The sequence below is a fragment of the Pseudonocardia thermophila genome (assembly GCF_900142365.1).
In the GTDB taxonomy this organism is placed as follows: Bacteria; Actinomycetota; Actinomycetes; order Mycobacteriales; family Pseudonocardiaceae; genus Pseudonocardia; species Pseudonocardia thermophila.
On the sequence record NZ_FRAP01000010.1, the window covers coordinates 133,479 to 148,046 of the forward strand.

14 protein-coding genes are annotated in these 14,568 nt (G+C 73.2%); 11 read left to right on the forward strand and 3 right to left on the reverse strand.

Translation table 11 applies throughout. From position 1 onward, the window contains the following. Window positions 1–40: 40 nt before the first annotated feature. Window positions 41–430, forward strand: a complete 390-nt coding sequence (locus BUE41_RS14605) for a hypothetical protein (RefSeq protein ID WP_073457631.1) — start codon at window positions 41–43, stop codon at window positions 428–430. Here BUE41_RS14605 and surE read toward each other — a convergent pair. Further along, complete coding sequence (gene surE / locus BUE41_RS14610; RefSeq protein WP_234997262.1) at window positions 427–1,182, reverse strand: 5'/3'-nucleotidase SurE; 756 nt, start codon at window positions 1,180–1,182, stop codon at window positions 427–429. The two genes, BUE41_RS14605 and surE, sit on opposite strands and share 4 nt — an antisense overlap. 79 nt (window positions 1,183–1,261) lie before the next feature. On the opposite strand from surE, the gene BUE41_RS14615 reads away from it, so the two are divergent. From BUE41_RS14615 to BUE41_RS14635, 5 genes are all read left to right on the forward strand, one after another. Then, window positions 1,262–2,170, forward strand: a complete 909-nt coding sequence (locus BUE41_RS14615; RefSeq protein WP_143172159.1) for an aldose 1-epimerase family protein — start codon at window positions 1,262–1,264, stop codon at window positions 2,168–2,170. Window positions 2,171–2,258: 88 nt separating this feature from the next. Beyond that, window positions 2,259–2,711, forward strand: a complete 453-nt coding sequence (locus BUE41_RS14620; protein WP_073457632.1) for a MaoC family dehydratase — start codon at window positions 2,259–2,261, stop codon at window positions 2,709–2,711. Window positions 2,712–2,848: 137 nt separating this feature from the next. Next, window positions 2,849–3,112: a hypothetical protein gene (locus BUE41_RS14625; protein WP_073457633.1), complete on the forward strand. Its 264-nt coding sequence runs from the start codon at window positions 2,849–2,851 to the stop codon at window positions 3,110–3,112. A 148-nt stretch (window positions 3,113–3,260) separates the two neighbouring features. After that, window positions 3,261–3,749 carry a MarR family winged helix-turn-helix transcriptional regulator gene (locus tag BUE41_RS14630; RefSeq protein WP_234997263.1) on the forward strand — a complete coding sequence of 163 codons (489 nt, stop codon included), beginning with the start codon at window positions 3,261–3,263 and terminating at the stop codon, window positions 3,747–3,749. After that, window positions 3,746–5,791, forward strand: a complete 2,046-nt coding sequence (locus tag BUE41_RS14635) for an MDR family MFS transporter (protein ID WP_073457635.1) — start codon at window positions 3,746–3,748, stop codon at window positions 5,789–5,791. The genes BUE41_RS14630 and BUE41_RS14635 overlap by 4 nt, the downstream gene beginning before the upstream one ends. On the opposite strand, the gene BUE41_RS14640 is transcribed toward BUE41_RS14635, so the two are convergent. Next, window positions 5,792–6,307, reverse strand: a complete 516-nt coding sequence (locus tag BUE41_RS14640; protein WP_073457636.1) for an inorganic diphosphatase — start codon at window positions 6,305–6,307, stop codon at window positions 5,792–5,794. It lies immediately after the preceding gene. Between the two features lie 214 nt (window positions 6,308–6,521). Here BUE41_RS14640 and dacB point away from each other — a divergent pair, with 214 nt between their 5' ends. The 4 genes from dacB to hpt all read left to right on the forward strand — a co-directional run bounded on the left by dacB (window position 6,522) and on the right by hpt (window position 10,931). After that, the gene (gene dacB / locus BUE41_RS14645) at window positions 6,522–7,865 is read left to right on the forward strand and encodes a D-alanyl-D-alanine carboxypeptidase/D-alanyl-D-alanine endopeptidase (RefSeq protein WP_143172160.1); all 1,344 of its coding nucleotides are present in this window, start codon (window positions 6,522–6,524) and stop codon (window positions 7,863–7,865) included. A 445-nt stretch (window positions 7,866–8,310) separates the two neighbouring features. After that, window positions 8,311–9,387, forward strand: a complete 1,077-nt coding sequence (locus BUE41_RS14650; protein ID WP_234997264.1) for a zinc-dependent metalloprotease — start codon at window positions 8,311–8,313, stop codon at window positions 9,385–9,387. A gap of 1 nt (window position 9,388) precedes the next feature. Beyond that, on the forward strand, window positions 9,389–10,393 hold the full coding sequence (tilS, locus tag BUE41_RS14655; protein WP_073457638.1) for a tRNA lysidine(34) synthetase TilS: 1,005 nt from the start codon (window positions 9,389–9,391) through the stop codon (window positions 10,391–10,393). Continuing rightward, window positions 10,380–10,931, forward strand: a complete 552-nt coding sequence (hpt, locus tag BUE41_RS14660) for a hypoxanthine phosphoribosyltransferase (RefSeq protein WP_073457639.1) — start codon at window positions 10,380–10,382, stop codon at window positions 10,929–10,931. Before tilS ends, hpt begins: the two co-directional genes overlap by 14 nt. 77 nt (window positions 10,932–11,008) lie before the next feature. Here hpt and BUE41_RS14665 read toward each other — a convergent pair whose 3' ends face one another. Then, window positions 11,009–11,938 (reverse strand): serine protease, encoded by a 930-nt coding sequence (locus BUE41_RS14665; RefSeq protein ID WP_073457640.1) that lies wholly within the window; start codon window positions 11,936–11,938, stop codon window positions 11,009–11,011. Window positions 11,939–12,229: 291 nt separating this feature from the next. Between BUE41_RS14665 and ftsH the strand changes: the two genes are divergently transcribed. After that, the gene (ftsH, locus tag BUE41_RS14670; RefSeq protein WP_073457641.1) at window positions 12,230–14,560 is read left to right on the forward strand and encodes an ATP-dependent zinc metalloprotease FtsH; all 2,331 of its coding nucleotides are present in this window, start codon (window positions 12,230–12,232) and stop codon (window positions 14,558–14,560) included. The last annotated feature ends 8 nt before the right edge of the window (window positions 14,561–14,568 follow it).

The window sequence follows — 14,568 nt, forward strand, 5'->3', positions numbered from 1 at the left end:
TACGGTCCGGTCTCCGGGATCACGAACATCGGGAGGCGGCGTGGCCAGCTGGGACGACCTGGTGTCCTTCGTGCGTCTGCGCTACGAGATCATGCGGCAGGCCGACGGTGAGCTGTGGTTCAACCTGCCCACCCCCGGCGACCGCACCCAGATCGTCAAGGTCCTCGCGGTGACCGGGGAGGACAGGCACCCGTGGGCCCAGATCACCTCACCCGTCGGGTACCTGGCGGAGCTCGACCTCGCGACCCTCCTGCGGCGGGCCGGCGAGTCCGTCGTCGGCGGGGTGATCGCGGACGGCGACCTCGTCCTCTTCCGGCACTCCATCCCGCTCGACGACACCGCCTTGGACGGGTTCGAGAAGCCGTTCCGGCTGGTGGTGGACTTCGCCGACCGGATGGAGGCCGAGCTGACGGGCAAGGATGTCCACTAGAGACTGGTGAACAGGCCCGGCACCGCGGTGATCGCCGTCAGGCTGGTCACCGTGGGGTGCCCGGCCGCCAGGAGCGCGACGTCGGTGTCCTCCGCGACCGGTCCCGAGCCCGCGTACTCGGTGCGCAGCAGGCCGTCGCCCTCGGTGACCCGTACCTGCACGGCCCCCGCCGGGGCGAGAGCGGCCTCGCGCAGCGGGCCGAGCTCGTCGGCCGGCAGGTCCGGCACGTTCAGCGACAGCACCGTGCCCTCGGGGGCCGCGAGCAACGAGTCGAGCACGCCCGGCACCACCGACGCGGCGGTGTCCCACCGCGGGTTCGGGGAGGGTGGCCAGCCGGTGGCCTGCGAGACCGCCAGCGCGCGGATCCCCGCGAGCCCGGCCGTCAGCGCGGCTCCGACAGTGCCCGAGTGCAGCACCGCGCGCCCGGTGTTCGTGCCCAGGTTGATGCCGGACAGCAGCACGTCCGGCGGGCCGAGCCAGCCGCGCGCCACCGACAGCGCGATGAACGCCGGGTGCCCCTCGACCGCGTAGCCGGTGATGCCGTCCCGGTCGCGCCGGTGCACCCGCACGTGCCCGTCGTCGTCGCGGACGGCGAGCACGGATGCCCCCGCGCCGCTGGTGTCGACGTGCGGGGCGGCGACGGTCACCTCGAACCCGGCATCGCGGGCGGCGGCCGCGAGCACCCACAGTCCGGGTGAGTCGATTCCGTCGTCGTTGGTGATCACGGCGCGCAGCCGGCGAGAGGAGGACACCTCTTCACGGTAGGTGAGAACGGCGGACCCATCGCCGCCGCGCGACCACGATCACGGGTTTCCGCCGTACGCTCCGACTGTGCGCATCCCGATGCCCGCGACGGGCGAGCAGTTCGAGATCGTCTCCGGGGGCACGAGGGCCGTCGTCACCGAGGTGGGGGCGGGGTTGCGCGCCCTCAGCGCGGCCGGGCGGCCGCTCGTGGAGACCTTCGGCGAGCAGGACCGGCCGCCGAAGGGCGCCGGGACGGTGCTGGTGCCGTGGCCGAACCGGGTGGCAGGCGGCCGCTGGACGTGGCGGGGCGAGCCCCAGCAGCTGGCGCTGTCCGAACCCGACGCCGGCAACGCCATCCACGGGCTGCTCCGCTTCACCTTCTACGAGGTGGGTGAGCGGTCGGCGGACGCGATCACGCTGCACGCCACCGTCGCGCCGCAGCCGGGCTGGCCGGTGCCCCTGCGCACGAGCGTCCGCTACGCCGTCGACGAGCGCGGACTCACGGTCACCCACACCGTCACCAACGCCGGCACGGCTGAGGTCCCGTTCGGCGTCGGGGCGCACCCGTACGTGCGGGCCGGCGACAGCGCGACCGTCGACTGCACGATCACGATCGCGGCGACCACCGTGCTCCCGCTGGAGGGCGGCATCCCCACCGGGCCCGCACTGCCGCTCGACGAGGTGCCGGAGGTGGACCTGCGCGGCCGGCCCATGGCCGGGATCGTCGTCGACCACGCCTTCGGCGGCTGCGCGCCCGCCGACGGCGACGACCTGGTGCGCCACCGCCTCGACGGGCCGGACGGGTCCGTCGAGGTGTGGGCCGAGCCGGTGTTCGGCTACGTGCAGGTCTACACGCCGCCCGAGTACCCCGGCCGCGGCCGGGCCGTGGCGATCGAGCCGATGACCTGCCCACCCGATGCGCTCAACTCCGGCGACGGGCTGATCACCCTCGAACCCGGCGAGACCTGGACCGGGAGCTGGGGGATCAGCGGATGACGAACGCGGTGCCGAGGATCACCCCCGGCCGAGGGGGGCTTCTGTGTGAGAGTGTCAGGCGACCCGTACAGCTTCAGGAGCGAGGAACATGCAGGTCTTCAACGGAGCGGACGAGCTGAAGGCGGCGGCGAACACCAAGGTGGGCGCCGGTGAGTGGATCACCGTCGAGCAGAGCCAGATCGATCTGTTCGCCGACGCCACCGACGACCACCAGTGGATCCACGTCGACAAGGAGAAGGCGGCCGCGGGGCCGTTCGGCACCACGATCGCGCACGGCTTCCTGACCCTCTCCCTGCTCCCCTCCCTGATCAAGCAGGTCTACCGGGTCGAGGGGGTGAAGATGGGCATCAACTACGGCCTGAACAAGGTCCGTTTCACCTCGCCCGTCCCGGTGGGCAGCAAGATCCGCGCGGTCGTCGAGTTCGGTGACATCACCGAGGCCGGCGGCGGCCTGCAGATCGTCAACAAGGTGACCGTCGAGCTGGAGGGGTCGGAGCGGCCCGCGCTGGTCGCCGAGTGGCTGACCCGCCAGTACTTCTGACGCCCGGAACTACTCCGATCGGGTGCACGTCGGTCACCATCGTTCGACATCCGCTTGTCTGGTTCCGAAACATCTCGTGCCTCAGGTACGAGTTGACTATCGGGACGCGAATGTGACCTGAGGAGTGCGGTCGAACGATGGCAGCAACCGACGCCTACAGGATGACCGGCCGGGACCGCGCACTGCTGCGCGCGGTCGCCGACGGGCGGTGCCAGCTCAGCACCGGTCCGGAACCGGTACTCCTGGTGGACGGCCTGCTGTGCGCCGATCCCGGCGCAGGACACCGCCTCGTCGCGGCCGGCTTGCTGGTCGCGCCCGACCCGTCGTTCGATCTCGTCCCGGCGGTGCTGACCCCGGCCGGGCGGAAGCTGCTCGACGACGGCACGGCCAAGGCGAGCTGAGCCGTCCGTGTGACGAGGAACGCACGATCGCCGTTCGGGTGATCACCCCGAACGGCGATCATGCTTGTCGGGCCGCTCCTCGCCGTGCATGCTTGCGGCTCGCAAGTCGATGCATGCCGCACGCAAACCAGTCGAGGGGACGACCGCCGTGCCGGACCCGGCCGCGCTCGCCGTCGCCGACCAGGTGGGCGCCCAGCTGACCAGGCTGGTGCGCCTGGTCGAACGCGTCCACGGCCGTGCCCAGGGCCCCGACGCGATCGAACGCGCCACCTACCTCCTGCTCGTCCACCTCGTGCAGGACGGGCCGCAGCGCGCCAGCACGCTCGCCGAGGCCGTGCACTCCGATCCGTCCACGGTCAGCCGCCAGGTCGGCCATCTGGTCCGGCTCGGCTACGTGGAGCGGGTCGCCGATCCCGATGACGGCCGCGCCACCCTGCTCGTCCCCACCGAGGAGGGCCGGCGTGTCCTGGAGGCCAACCGGGCCCGCCGCACGGCGACCATCGCGCAGTTGCTCGACGCCTGGCCCGCCGCCGATCGCGAGGCGCTGGCCGAGCTGCTCACCCGCTTCGTGAGCGACCTGGAAGAGCTCAAGGGCCGCACCGCCCCGGCTGTCGCAGCCCGGGGGAGCGGCGCATGACGACCCCCGGAGCGCCACCGGCGCTCTCGCTCACCCATCGGCAGATCCTCACGATCTTCGCCGGGCTGATGATCGGCATGTTCCTCGCCGCGCTGGACCAGACCATCGTGGCGACGGCCATCCGCACCATCGCCGACGACCTGCACGGGCTCCCGATGCAGGCGTGGGCCACGACCGCCTACCTGATCACCGCGACGGTCACGACCCCGCTCTACGGCAAACTGTCCGATCTCTTCGGCCGCAAGCCGCTGTTCCTCACCGCGATCACGCTGTTCGTGCTCGGCTCGGCGGCGTGCGCGTTCGCGCGCGACATGTACGAGCTTGCGGCGTTCCGCGGTCTGCAGGGGCTGGGCGCCGGCGGGCTGTTCGCGCTCGCCATGACGATCGTGGGCGATCTCGTGGCACCTCGCGAACGCGCCCGCTACCAGGGCTACTTCCTCGCCGTCTTCGGCACGTCCAGCGTCGCCGGGCCGCTGCTCGGCGGCTTGTTCGCCGGAACTCCGGAGATCCTGGGCATCACCGGGTGGCGCTGGGTCTTCCTGATCAACGTGCCGCTCGGGGTGCTCGCCCTCGCCGTCGTGGTGAAGGTCCTGGACGTCCCGCACGCCCGCCGTTCGCCGCGCATCGACTGGTTCGGCGCGCTCACCCTCGTCGTCGGCCTCGTGCCGCTGCTCATCGTCGCCGAGCTGGGCCGCGACTGGGGCTGGACCTCGCCCGAGGCGCTCGGCTGCTTCGGGATCGGCGCGGCCGGGATCCTCGCGTTCCTGCTGGCCGAGCACCTGATGAAGGACGACGCGCTGCTGCCCCTGCGGTTCTTCCGCCGCGGCGTGTTCGCCTGGGGCTCGATCGCCGCGTTCGTCACCGGCGCGGGCATGTTCGGCGCGATCGCCCTGCTGCCGCTGTACCTGCAGATCGTCAAGGGGGCGACGCCCACCGAGGCCGGCCTGCAGTCGTTGCCGCTCGTGCTCGGCATCATGAGCATGTCGATCACGTCCGGGCGGATGATCTCCCGAACCGGTCGCTACAAGGTCTGGCCGGTCCTCGGCGGCACCTTGATGATCATCGGGATCGCGCTGCTGTCGCGGATCGGCGTCGACACCCCGTACTGGCAGGTCGCGCTGATCATGGTGCTGGTCGGCTGGGGACTGGGCGGCATCATGCAGCCGCTCGTGCTCGCCGTGCAGAACGCCCTGCCCGCCCGCGACATGGGCGTGGCCACCGCGTCGGCCACGTTCTTCCGGCAGATGGGCGGCACCGCCGGCACCGCCGTGTTCCTCACCCTGCTGTTCTCGATCGTCGGTGAGCGCATCGCCGACGCGTTCCGCACGGCCGCCGCCGACCCGGCGTTCCAGGCCCGCCTCGCCGATCCCGCGGTGCGCGCCGATCCGGCCAACGCGCCGATCCTCGCCGCCGCCGGGAGCGCCCCGGACCTCGACGACTCATCGTTCCTCGCGCACGCCGACCCGGTGCTCGCCCGGCCGATCCTGGAGGGGTTCGCCCAGTCGCTGTCCGCGGTGTTCCTCGCTGCCGCCGGCGTGCTGGTGCTCGCGCTCGTCGCCGTCCTCGCGATGGAGGAGGTCCCCCTGCGCGCCGCCTCGGGGATCGACGCCCGGGCCGCCGACGAGGCCGCGGCCGGGCGGTCCCCGCAGCGGCCGGCCGGCGCGCTCGACGCCACCGCGGCCCAGGTCGCAGTGCCCGCCGAGGCCGTCCAACCGGCGAACCCGGGCGGGCCGGAGGCGGCCGAACCGGCCCGGGTGGCGGTGCTGGACCGGACCGGGCCGGATCGGGCAGCGGTTGCCGAGCGGGTGCCCGACGTCCGCGACCGGCTGCTCGCCATGCTGCTGCCGGACGCCGAGCGCGCGCTGGCCGTCGTCGAGACCGCGGAACAGGCGCGCGACGCGGTGCGGGCGGCCCGCCGCGAGCTGGCCGGCAAGGAGGCCGCGCTCGCCGCCGCCGTGGAGGAGCTGATCGCGCAGGGGCTCACCCCGGCACAGGTGCGTCAGCTGCTCGGCCTCACCGACGACGAGAGCCCTGCCGGCTGATCAGTGCTGGGTGCCCTCGTCGGCTTCCCGGGCCTTGGCTGCCTTGGCCCGCTCCCAGGACGCGCGGATCTCCCGCTCGGCGTCCGCCCGGCCCACCCACGTGGCGCCCTCGACGCTCTTGCCCGGCTCCAGCGTCTTGTAGATCTCGAAGAAGTGCTGGATCTCGGCGCGGTCGAACTCCGGCAGGTGGTGGATGTCGCGCAGGTGCTCCAGGCGCGGGTCGTCGGCGGGGACGCAGAGGACCTTGTCGTCGCCGCCCTTCTCGTCCTTCATGCGGAACATGCCGATCGCGCGCGAGCGGATCAGGCAGCCCGGGAAGGTCGGCTCCTGCACCAGCACGAGCGCGTCCAGCGGGTCTCCGTCCTCACCGAGGGTGTCCTCGATGAACCCGTAGTCGGCGGGGTACTGGGTGGCGGTGAACAGGGTCCGGTCGAGCCGGATCCGCCCCGTCTTGTGGTCCACCTCGTACTTGTTGCGACCCCCCTTGGGGATCTCGATCAAGACGTCGAAGTCCACGGCTACGGCTCTCCTGACTCGTCGGTGTGGCGTACATCCGGCGGACCACCGGTCGCCAGTGACCGGATCCGGGGCTGCCCTATTCTGGGCCACCGGGCCGCTGCGGGAGGCATCGGCTGCGAGGCGGAGGCGACGCGTGGGGCTGGGCCGGACCATCGGTGACACGGCACGAGTGCCTGGTCGCGGGCTTCGCCGGCTGGCCATCGTGCTGGTCGTGCTCATCGGAGCCGCCGCGCTGGGCGGCACCGTCGCCCTGGGCGCGCCCACCGTCGTGGCGAAGCTCACCGGCTCGTCGACGATCGAGGCCCCGCCGCCGCCGAAGCTCACGCTCGTCGGGCTGCCCGAGACCGCGCCCATGCCGTCGGCGGCGGCACTGGCGAAACAGCTGGAGAAGCCGCTCGACGCGATCCCGGGCAAGGTGACCGGAATCGTGCGCGACGCCGTCACCGGCGAGGTCTTGTGGGACCACACCTCCGACCGGGCCCTGGTCCCCGGCTCGACCGGCAAACTGCTCACCGCCGCGGCCGCGCTGCTCACGCTCGACTCGACCCGCGGGCTCGTCACCAAGGTCGTCGCCGGCAAGCAACCCGGCACCGTCGTGCTCGTCGGCGGCGGCGACCCGACCCTCACCGCGCTGCCCGAGGGCAAGGAGACCGTCTACCCGCAGCCCACCCGACTCGTCGAGCTCGCCCGCAAGGTCAAAGCCACCGTCAAGGAGCCCATCACGCGGGTGCAGATCGACGTCAGCCGCTACCAGGGCGACCGCATGGCACCCGGCTGGGACCCCGCCGACATCCAGGGCGGCTACATCGCCCCCATCCAGCCGCTCATGCTCGACGGCGGCCGCCTCGACCCGACCGAGCAGGACGGCGCCCGCACCCCCGCCCCCGCCCGCGCCGCCGGCCAGGCGTTCGCCGAGCTGCTCGGCGTGGACGGGCGCCAGATCACCGAGACCGTCGCCGAACCCGGCGCGAAGGTGCTGGCCGCCGTCACCTCCGCGCCGATCAGCGAGCTGGTCGAGCACACCCTGCGGGTGTCCGACAACGTGCTCGCGGAGGTCCTCGCCCACGAGGTCGCCAGGGCCCGCGGCGCCACCCCCGACTTCCCCAGCGCATCCCGCGAGATCCTCGCCGCGCTCAACCAGGCCGGCATCGACACCACCGGCACCCAGCTCTACGACGGCAGCGGCCTGTCCACCAAGGACCGGGTCTCCTCGCGGGTGCTCGGCGCCGTCCTCGCCGCCGCGGCCGCGCCCACCGAGAACCCGAACGATCCCCAGTTCCTCCGGCCGCTCATCACCGGCCTCCCCGTCGCGGGCGGCGACGGCACCCTGGCCACCCGGTTCGGCCCCGGCGAGCGCTCGGCGGACGGCCGCGGCGTGGTGCGGGCCAAGACCGGCACGCTGACCGACGTCAGCTCCCTCGCCGGCGTCGTCACGGACGCGGACGGGCGGCTGCTCGTCTTCGCGCTGATGTCGAACGGGGGCTCACCCGCCGCGGTGCGGCCGAGGCTGGACGACCTGGCGGCGGCGCTGGCGGAGTGCGGCTGCCGGGCCTGAGCGGCAGGAAGCCGCGGTGTTGATCGCGCTCTGCTCCTTCGTCGCCGAGCGCGGCTCGCGCGCCTCGGTGTCGACGACGGCTCTGCGCCGGGATCGGTGCTCGCGGCCTGGTGAGTCGTCGCTCGCGCGGTGCTCGCGGCCCCCGGGTCGTTCCTCCGAGGGGCCGCTGCGCGCCTCCCCCGCCGTCGTCGACGCGCGCGAGCCTCGTGGTCGCCGTCCGATGGTGCTCGGCCGCAGCGGTGGACGGTCGGGGTACGAGGGCGGGCGCTGTTGAGGGGGGGCTGCGTCCACCGAGCTTCTTTCCTGCCGCTTCTCGCCCGGGAGCCGGTGGCCGCCGTCGGCGCGATCATCCCGGCCGACCTCGGCAGGAGAAGCGGGTCTCCTCCCGAGGTCGGTACTGCTCGCTTCAACGCGGATCGTGCCCGCTGCACGTACGTTGGTAGTCGTGACGGTCGACAACACGATCGCCGGGCCGCCGCCCGGCACCACCCGGGGCCTGCCGATCGACTGGGACCTGGCCCGCCGGACCGCGGGCAGGCTCGTGGGGCAGGGACCCGACGCCTCCCGGGACGAGGCGATCGAGCTGGTGCACCGGCTGCGCGCGGACGCGGCGGTGGCCGAGCGGCACGTGCGCGAGGTCACCGGCCTCGGCGAGGGGCTGCCGCTGCTGCCGGCGGACGTGGTCGACCGGAAGGACTGGTCCGCGGCCGCGATCGACGGCATGGCGACGCTGACCGCGGGCGCGACGATCCCCGAGGTGCCCGCGATCGCCCGCGCGGTCACCAGCCGCACCGCGGGCCTGCAGATCGGCGGGCTCGTCGCGTACCTGGGCGGACGGGTGCTGGGCCAGTACGACCCGTTCGGCGGCCCGGACGGCAACGGGCGGCTGCTGCTCGTCGCCCCCAACGTGCACGCCGCGCGCACCGCGCTGGACGTGCCGGCCGCCGACTTCGGCCTCTGGGTGTGCCTGCACGAGGCCACGCACCGGCTGCAGTTCACCGCCGTCCCGTGGCTGCGCGACCACTTCGCGGGCGAGGTGGCGAAGCTGCTGTCGCTGGCCGACGCCCAGCGCGGCCTGACCGTCGAGAAGCTCCCGGAGCTGATCAAGGCGCTGCGCGAGGCGAAGGGTGACTCGCTCGCCGTCGTGGAGGCCCTGCAGGGGCCCGAGCAGCGAGCGGTCCTCGACCGGCTGCTCGCCGTGACGACGCTGCTGGAGGGCCACGCCGACCACGTGATGGACGCTGTGGGCCCCGAGGTGGTGCCCGCGGTCGCGACGATCCGGGCCCGGTTCACCCAGCGCCGCCGCGGCGGTGGGCTCGTCGACCGGCTGTTGCGCGCCCTGCTCGGGGTGGAGGCGAAGGTGCGCCAGTACGCGGTCGGCAAGGCGTTCACCGACCACGTCGTCCTGGCCGCCGGCATGGCCGGGTTCAACCGGGTGTGGGAGAGCCCGGAGACGCTGCCCACGCGCGCCGAGCTGCTCGATCCGGGCGCCTGGCTGCGCCGCGTGCTCGACTTGAGGTGACATGACGCTCCGGGTCGTCACGCGCGCCGTGCGGGACGCGCTGGCCGCACTGCCGCCCGCCGTGCGGGCGGCCCCACCGCTGGTGGCCTGCTCCGGCGGGCCCGACTCGCTCGCGCTCGCGGCGGCCACGCGGGAGGTGCGCTCCGACGTCCGCGCGGCCGTCGTCGACCACGGCCTGCAGGACGGCTCCGCGGCCCAGGCCGACGCCACCGTCGAGCTGCTGGCCGGGTTGGGGGTGCCCGCGACCGTGCACCCGGTCCGCGTGGAGGGCTCGGGCGGGCTGGAGGCGGCCGCCCGGCGGGCTCGCTACGCCGCGCTCACCGCCGCCCGCCCGCACCCGGACTCGCCGGTGCTGCTCGGCCACACCCTCGACGACCAGGCCGAGACCGTGCTGCTCGGGCTCGGCCGCGGCTCCGGGGCCCGCTCCCTCGCCGGGATGCGGCCATGGCGGCCCCCGTGGCTGCGGCCGCTGCTCGGGGTGCGCCGGACGGCCACCGCGGCCGCGTGCGCCGAGCTGGGCGTCACGCCGTGGAGCGATCCGCACAACGCCGACCCCCGCTTCACCCGGGTCCGGCTGCGCCGCGAGGTGCTGCCGCTGCTGGAGGAGGTCCTGGCGGGCGGGGTCGCGGAGGCGCTGGCCCGCACCGCCGCTCAGCTGCAGGAGGACGCCGACGTCCTCGATGAGCTGGCCGCCGAGCTGCTCGCCGAGGCCCGCGACGGCGACCTGCTCGACTGCGCGGTGCTGGCGGCCCGGCCGCCCGCGCTGCGCCGCCGTGCGCTGCGCGCCTGGCTGGGCGATCGCGGGGTGTCCGGGCTCACCGCCGAGCACCTCGCCGCGGCCGATCGGCTGGTCACCGCTCGCCGGGACGGCTCCGGCGCGGCCCTGCCGGGTGGCTGCGAGCTCGCGCGGACGCATGGCAGGCTCGACGTGCTCCCCATCGGCTGGCCGGCCGGTGGCCAAGTCCTACGACGACCCCGGGAGGTCCGCCACCGTGTACGACGGTGACATCGCCACGACGCTCGTCACCGAGGAGGCGATCCGCGCCAAGACCGCTGAGCTCGCGAAGCAGGTCGGGGCCGACTACGCCGATCGCTGCGCCACCAGCGACCTGCTGCTCGTGGGGGTGCTCAAGGGCGCGGTCATGTTCATGACCGACTTCGCGAGGGCACTGCCGCTGCCGGTGCAGCTGGAGTTCATGGCGGTCAGTTCGTACGGCTCGTCGACCTCGTCGTCCGGCGTGGTGCGGATCCTGAAGGACCTCGACCGGGACATCGCTGACCGGCACGTCCTCATCGTGGAGGACATCATCGACTCGGGCCTGACCCTGTCGTGGCTGCTGAAGAACCTGGAGACCCGGCGTCCGGCGTCGCTGGAGGTGTGCACGCTGCTGCGCAAGCCCGACGCGGTCAAGGTCGACGTGCCCGTGAAGTACGTCGGCTTCGACATCCCCAACGAGTTCGTCGTCGGCTACGGCCTCGACTACGCCGAGCGCTACCGGGACCTGCCGTTCATCGGCACCCTGGATCCCTCGGTGTACCGCTGAGCACGGCCTGTCGCCCGACGAGGGCCCCGGTCCGCATCCGGACCGGGGCCCTCTCCTCGGGGTGGGGTCAGGCAGGGTCAGGCGTCGCCGAGCGCGGGGCCGGCCGGGGTGGCCAGCGCCATGGGCGACACGCCCTCCGGCGAGGTGGTGAACGGACCACCCGGCACGAGCGAGATCGTGCCGACGCCCCCGTAGGCGTTGGCGTAGGCGAGCGCCTTCGCGAGGTCGGTCAGCCCGTTGCTGGCCGGCAGCGGCGCCAGGTTGAGCGTGGACAGCACGCCGAACGCGCGGCCGTCGCCGTCCAGGAAGGCGCTGCCGGAGTCGCCGGGCACGCCGGGGGAGAGCGTGTAGACGGTGTGCGAGAAGCCACCGCCCTCGTCGCCCGCCGCGACACCGACCTTCGGGCTGAGCAGCTCGATGCCCAGCCGCAGCGGCGAGTTGCCGTACGTGTAGACCTGCTCGCCGAGGGTCAGCCCGGTGGTGCGCAGCCCGGTCGGGCCACCGAAGAACGGCACCGTCGGGCTGACGTCGGCCGCGTCCGTGTCGGCGATCTTCACCAGCGCGAAGTCGTTGTAGGCGCAGGCGGCCGGATCGGTCTCCCCGCGGTCCTGCATCGTGACCCACGAGCTGTAGGCCAGGGTGCCGCTGCGCTTGCTGCCGTCGGCGGCCGCGATGATCACCTCGGTGCCCAGCGGGAGGGTTCCGGAGTCGCAGCCGTCGGTCTCGGTGGCGTCACCCGTGCCGGCGCAGTGCGCGGCCTGGCCGATGAACAGGTCGGAGCCGTTGGTGAAGACGAAGTTGCTGGTGCAGGTGCCCGCGCCCGCAGTGTCGAGCGTCACGCCGGGGCGGATCGGCGCCTCCTCCGCCGGCGCCGCGGGCGCTGCGGGGGCGGCTGGGGTGGCTGGAGCGGCCGTCGCGGCCGGGGTGGCCAGCGCGGTGAGGGCGATCACCCCGATCGCCGCCGCAGCCGCCGCCAGCCCGCGCGAGCCGATCGCCATCAGGTACATCCCCCCTCGTCAACGGCGCCGGCCCGCTGCCGGCTCGACTCGCGGTGCCCAACGAGCACCGGCGGCCCCGGATATGGGCCATTGTGGGCCGTCCCCCGTGGGGAACACCGGCCGTCCCCCGATCGTTGCCCAGTTACGCACGGTGGGCTGCAGGAACGTCCGCACCGGAGCGGCAGCGCGGCGGGACTGATGGACCGCTATCCTGACGAACTCAGGGCCGGTCCGTTTGCGCCGTTCCGCGCCGTATGAGAGATCAGCCAGGGAGGGTGAAGGCCTCACGGCCGCTGCCGCATGGACCGCAAGCGCATTCTCCGCAACCCACTGGTCTGGATCCTGGCCGCGATCCTCGTCTACTTCACGTTCAGCGTGCTGTTCGACGACACCCGCGGCTACACGCCGGTGCCCACCTCCGTGGCGCTCACCGAGATCGAGCAGGGCCATGTCGCCAAGGCGCTCGTCGAGGACCGCGAGCAGCGGCTGCGGCTCGACCTGACCACGCCGCTGAACGGCTCCGAAAAGATCATCACCCAGTACCCGGCCCAGACCGGCGGCGAGATCGTCCAGCTCCTGCAGGACGCCCCGAACAGGCCGGAGTTCAACACGGCCGTGCGCCAGGACTCGTTCCTGGTCACGATGCTGATCTACCTGATCCCGCTGGGCGTGGTGCTGCTCATCCTGTTCTGGATGATGAACAACGCCCAGGGCGGCAACCGGGTGATGTCGTTCGGCAAGTCCCGGGCGAAGCAGCTCAACAAGGACATGCCGAAGACGACGTTCGCCGACGTCGCGGGCGCCGACGAGGCCGTCGAGGAGCTGCGGGAGATCAAGGACTTCCTGCAGAACCCCGGCCGCTACCAGGCGCTGGGCGCGAAGATCCCGAAGGGTGTGCTGCTCTACGGCCCGCCCGGCACCGGTAAGACCCTGCTGGCCCGGGCGGTCGCCGGTGAGGCGGGCGTGCCGTTCTACACGATCTCCGGCTCCGACTTCGTCGAGATGTTCGTCGGTGTCGGTGCCAGCCGGGTGCGCGACCTGTTCGAGCAGGCCAAGCAGAACAGCCCCTGCATCATCTTCGTCGATGAGATCGACGCGGTCGGCCGCCAGCGCGGCGCCGGCCTGGGCGGCGGCCACGACGAGCGCGAGCAGACGCTGAACCAGCTGCTCGTGGAGATGGACGGGTTCGACCCGCGCGGCGGCATCATCCTGATCGCGGCCACCAACCGGCCCGACATCCTGGACCCGGCGCTGCTGCGCCCCGGCCGCTTCGACCGCCAGATCCCGGTGAGCGCGCCGGACCTGGCCGGGCGGCGCGCGGTGCTGGCGGTCCACGCCAAGGGCAAGCCGTTCGCCCCGGACGTCGACTTCGACGCGCTCGCCAAGCGCACCGTCGGGATGTCGGGCGCCGACCTGGCGAACGTCATCAACGAGGCGGCGCTGCTCACCGCCCGCGAGAACGGCACCGTGATCACGGCGGCCGCGCTGGAGGAGTCGGTCGACCGGGTCATCGGCGGCCCGCGGCGCAAAGGCAAGATCATCTCCGAGCTGGAGAAGAAGATCACCGCCTACCACGAGGGCGGGCACGCGCTCGCCGCGTGGGCGATGCCCGATCTGGAGCCGGTCTACAAGCTGACGATCCTGCCGCGCGGGCGCACCGGCGGGCACGCCCTCGTCGTCCCCGAGGACGACAAGGGCCTGATGACCCGGTCGGAGATGATCGCCCGCCTGGTGTTCGCGATGGGCGGCCGATCGGCCGAGGAGCTGGTCTTCCACGAGCCCACCACCGGCGCGTCCTCCGACATCGACCAGGCCACCAAGATCGCCAGGGCGATGGTCACCGAGTACGGCATGAGCGCGCGGCTGGGTGCCGTCCGCTACGGCCGCGAGCAGGGCGACCCGTTCCTGGGCCGCTCGATGGGCAACCAGCCCGACTACTCGCTCGAGGTCGCCCACGAGATCGACGAGGAGGTGCGCGCGCTCATCGAGGCCGCGCACACCGAGGCGTGGGAGATCCTCAACACCTACCGCGACGTGCTCGACGACCTGGTGTTCGAGCTCCTGGAGAAGGAGACGCTCAACCGCAAGGACCTCGAGCGCATCTTCGGCTCGGTGAAGAAGCGGCCGCGCATCACCGCGTTCAACGACTTCGGCGGGCGCACCCCGTCGGACAAGCCGCCGATCCTCACCCCGGCGGAGCGGGCGAAGGAGCGCGGCGAGCCGTGGCCGCCGCCGAAGAAGATCGAGCCGAAGCCCGAGCCCACACCGGTCGGCTCCTACCCGGGTGGGAACGGCTCGGTCCCGCCTCCCGGCCCCAACGGGCACGGTCCCGTGCCGGGCCCGGTGGTGGATCCGCGGCCCAGCGCGGTCCCGCACAACTACGGCGCGCCGCCGGACTGGCGGCCCGCGACCACCCCGGCGGGCCAGACCTGGCCGCCCGCCGAGGGGCCGTGGAGCCCTGCCTCGGCTCCCGCGGGTTCCCCGCAGCAGCCGCAGCAGACCCAGCAGTCGAGCACGCAGCCGCTGACCGGCCCGGGCTCGCCGTGGGCTGCTCCGGCACAATCCGGGCAGCAGGAGCACCGTGACGGCAACGGTGCCGGTGACAACTCCGACGAGGGTGGCGCGCGCTGAGCGAGAGC

Bases quoted from the DNA above. Each gene is read 5' to 3' on its own strand.
- BUE41_RS14620 (WP_073457632.1), top strand. From the start codon at position 2,259: ATGCAGGTCTTCAACGGAGCGGACGAGCTGAAGGCGGCGGCGAACACC.
- BUE41_RS14625 (WP_073457633.1), top strand. From the start codon at position 2,849: ATGGCAGCAACCGACGCCTACAGGATGACCGGCCGGGACCGCGCACTG.
- BUE41_RS14635 (WP_073457635.1), top strand. From the start codon at position 3,746: ATGACGACCCCCGGAGCGCCACCGGCGCTCTCGCTCACCCATCGGCAG.
- tilS (WP_073457638.1), top strand. From the start codon at position 9,389: ATGACGCTCCGGGTCGTCACGCGCGCCGTGCGGGACGCGCTGGCCGCA.
- BUE41_RS14665 (WP_073457640.1), bottom strand. From the start codon at position 11,938: ATGTACCTGATGGCGATCGGCTCGCGCGGGCTGGCGGCGGCTGCGGCG.
- ftsH (WP_073457641.1), top strand. From the start codon at position 12,230: ATGGACCGCAAGCGCATTCTCCGCAACCCACTGGTCTGGATCCTGGCC.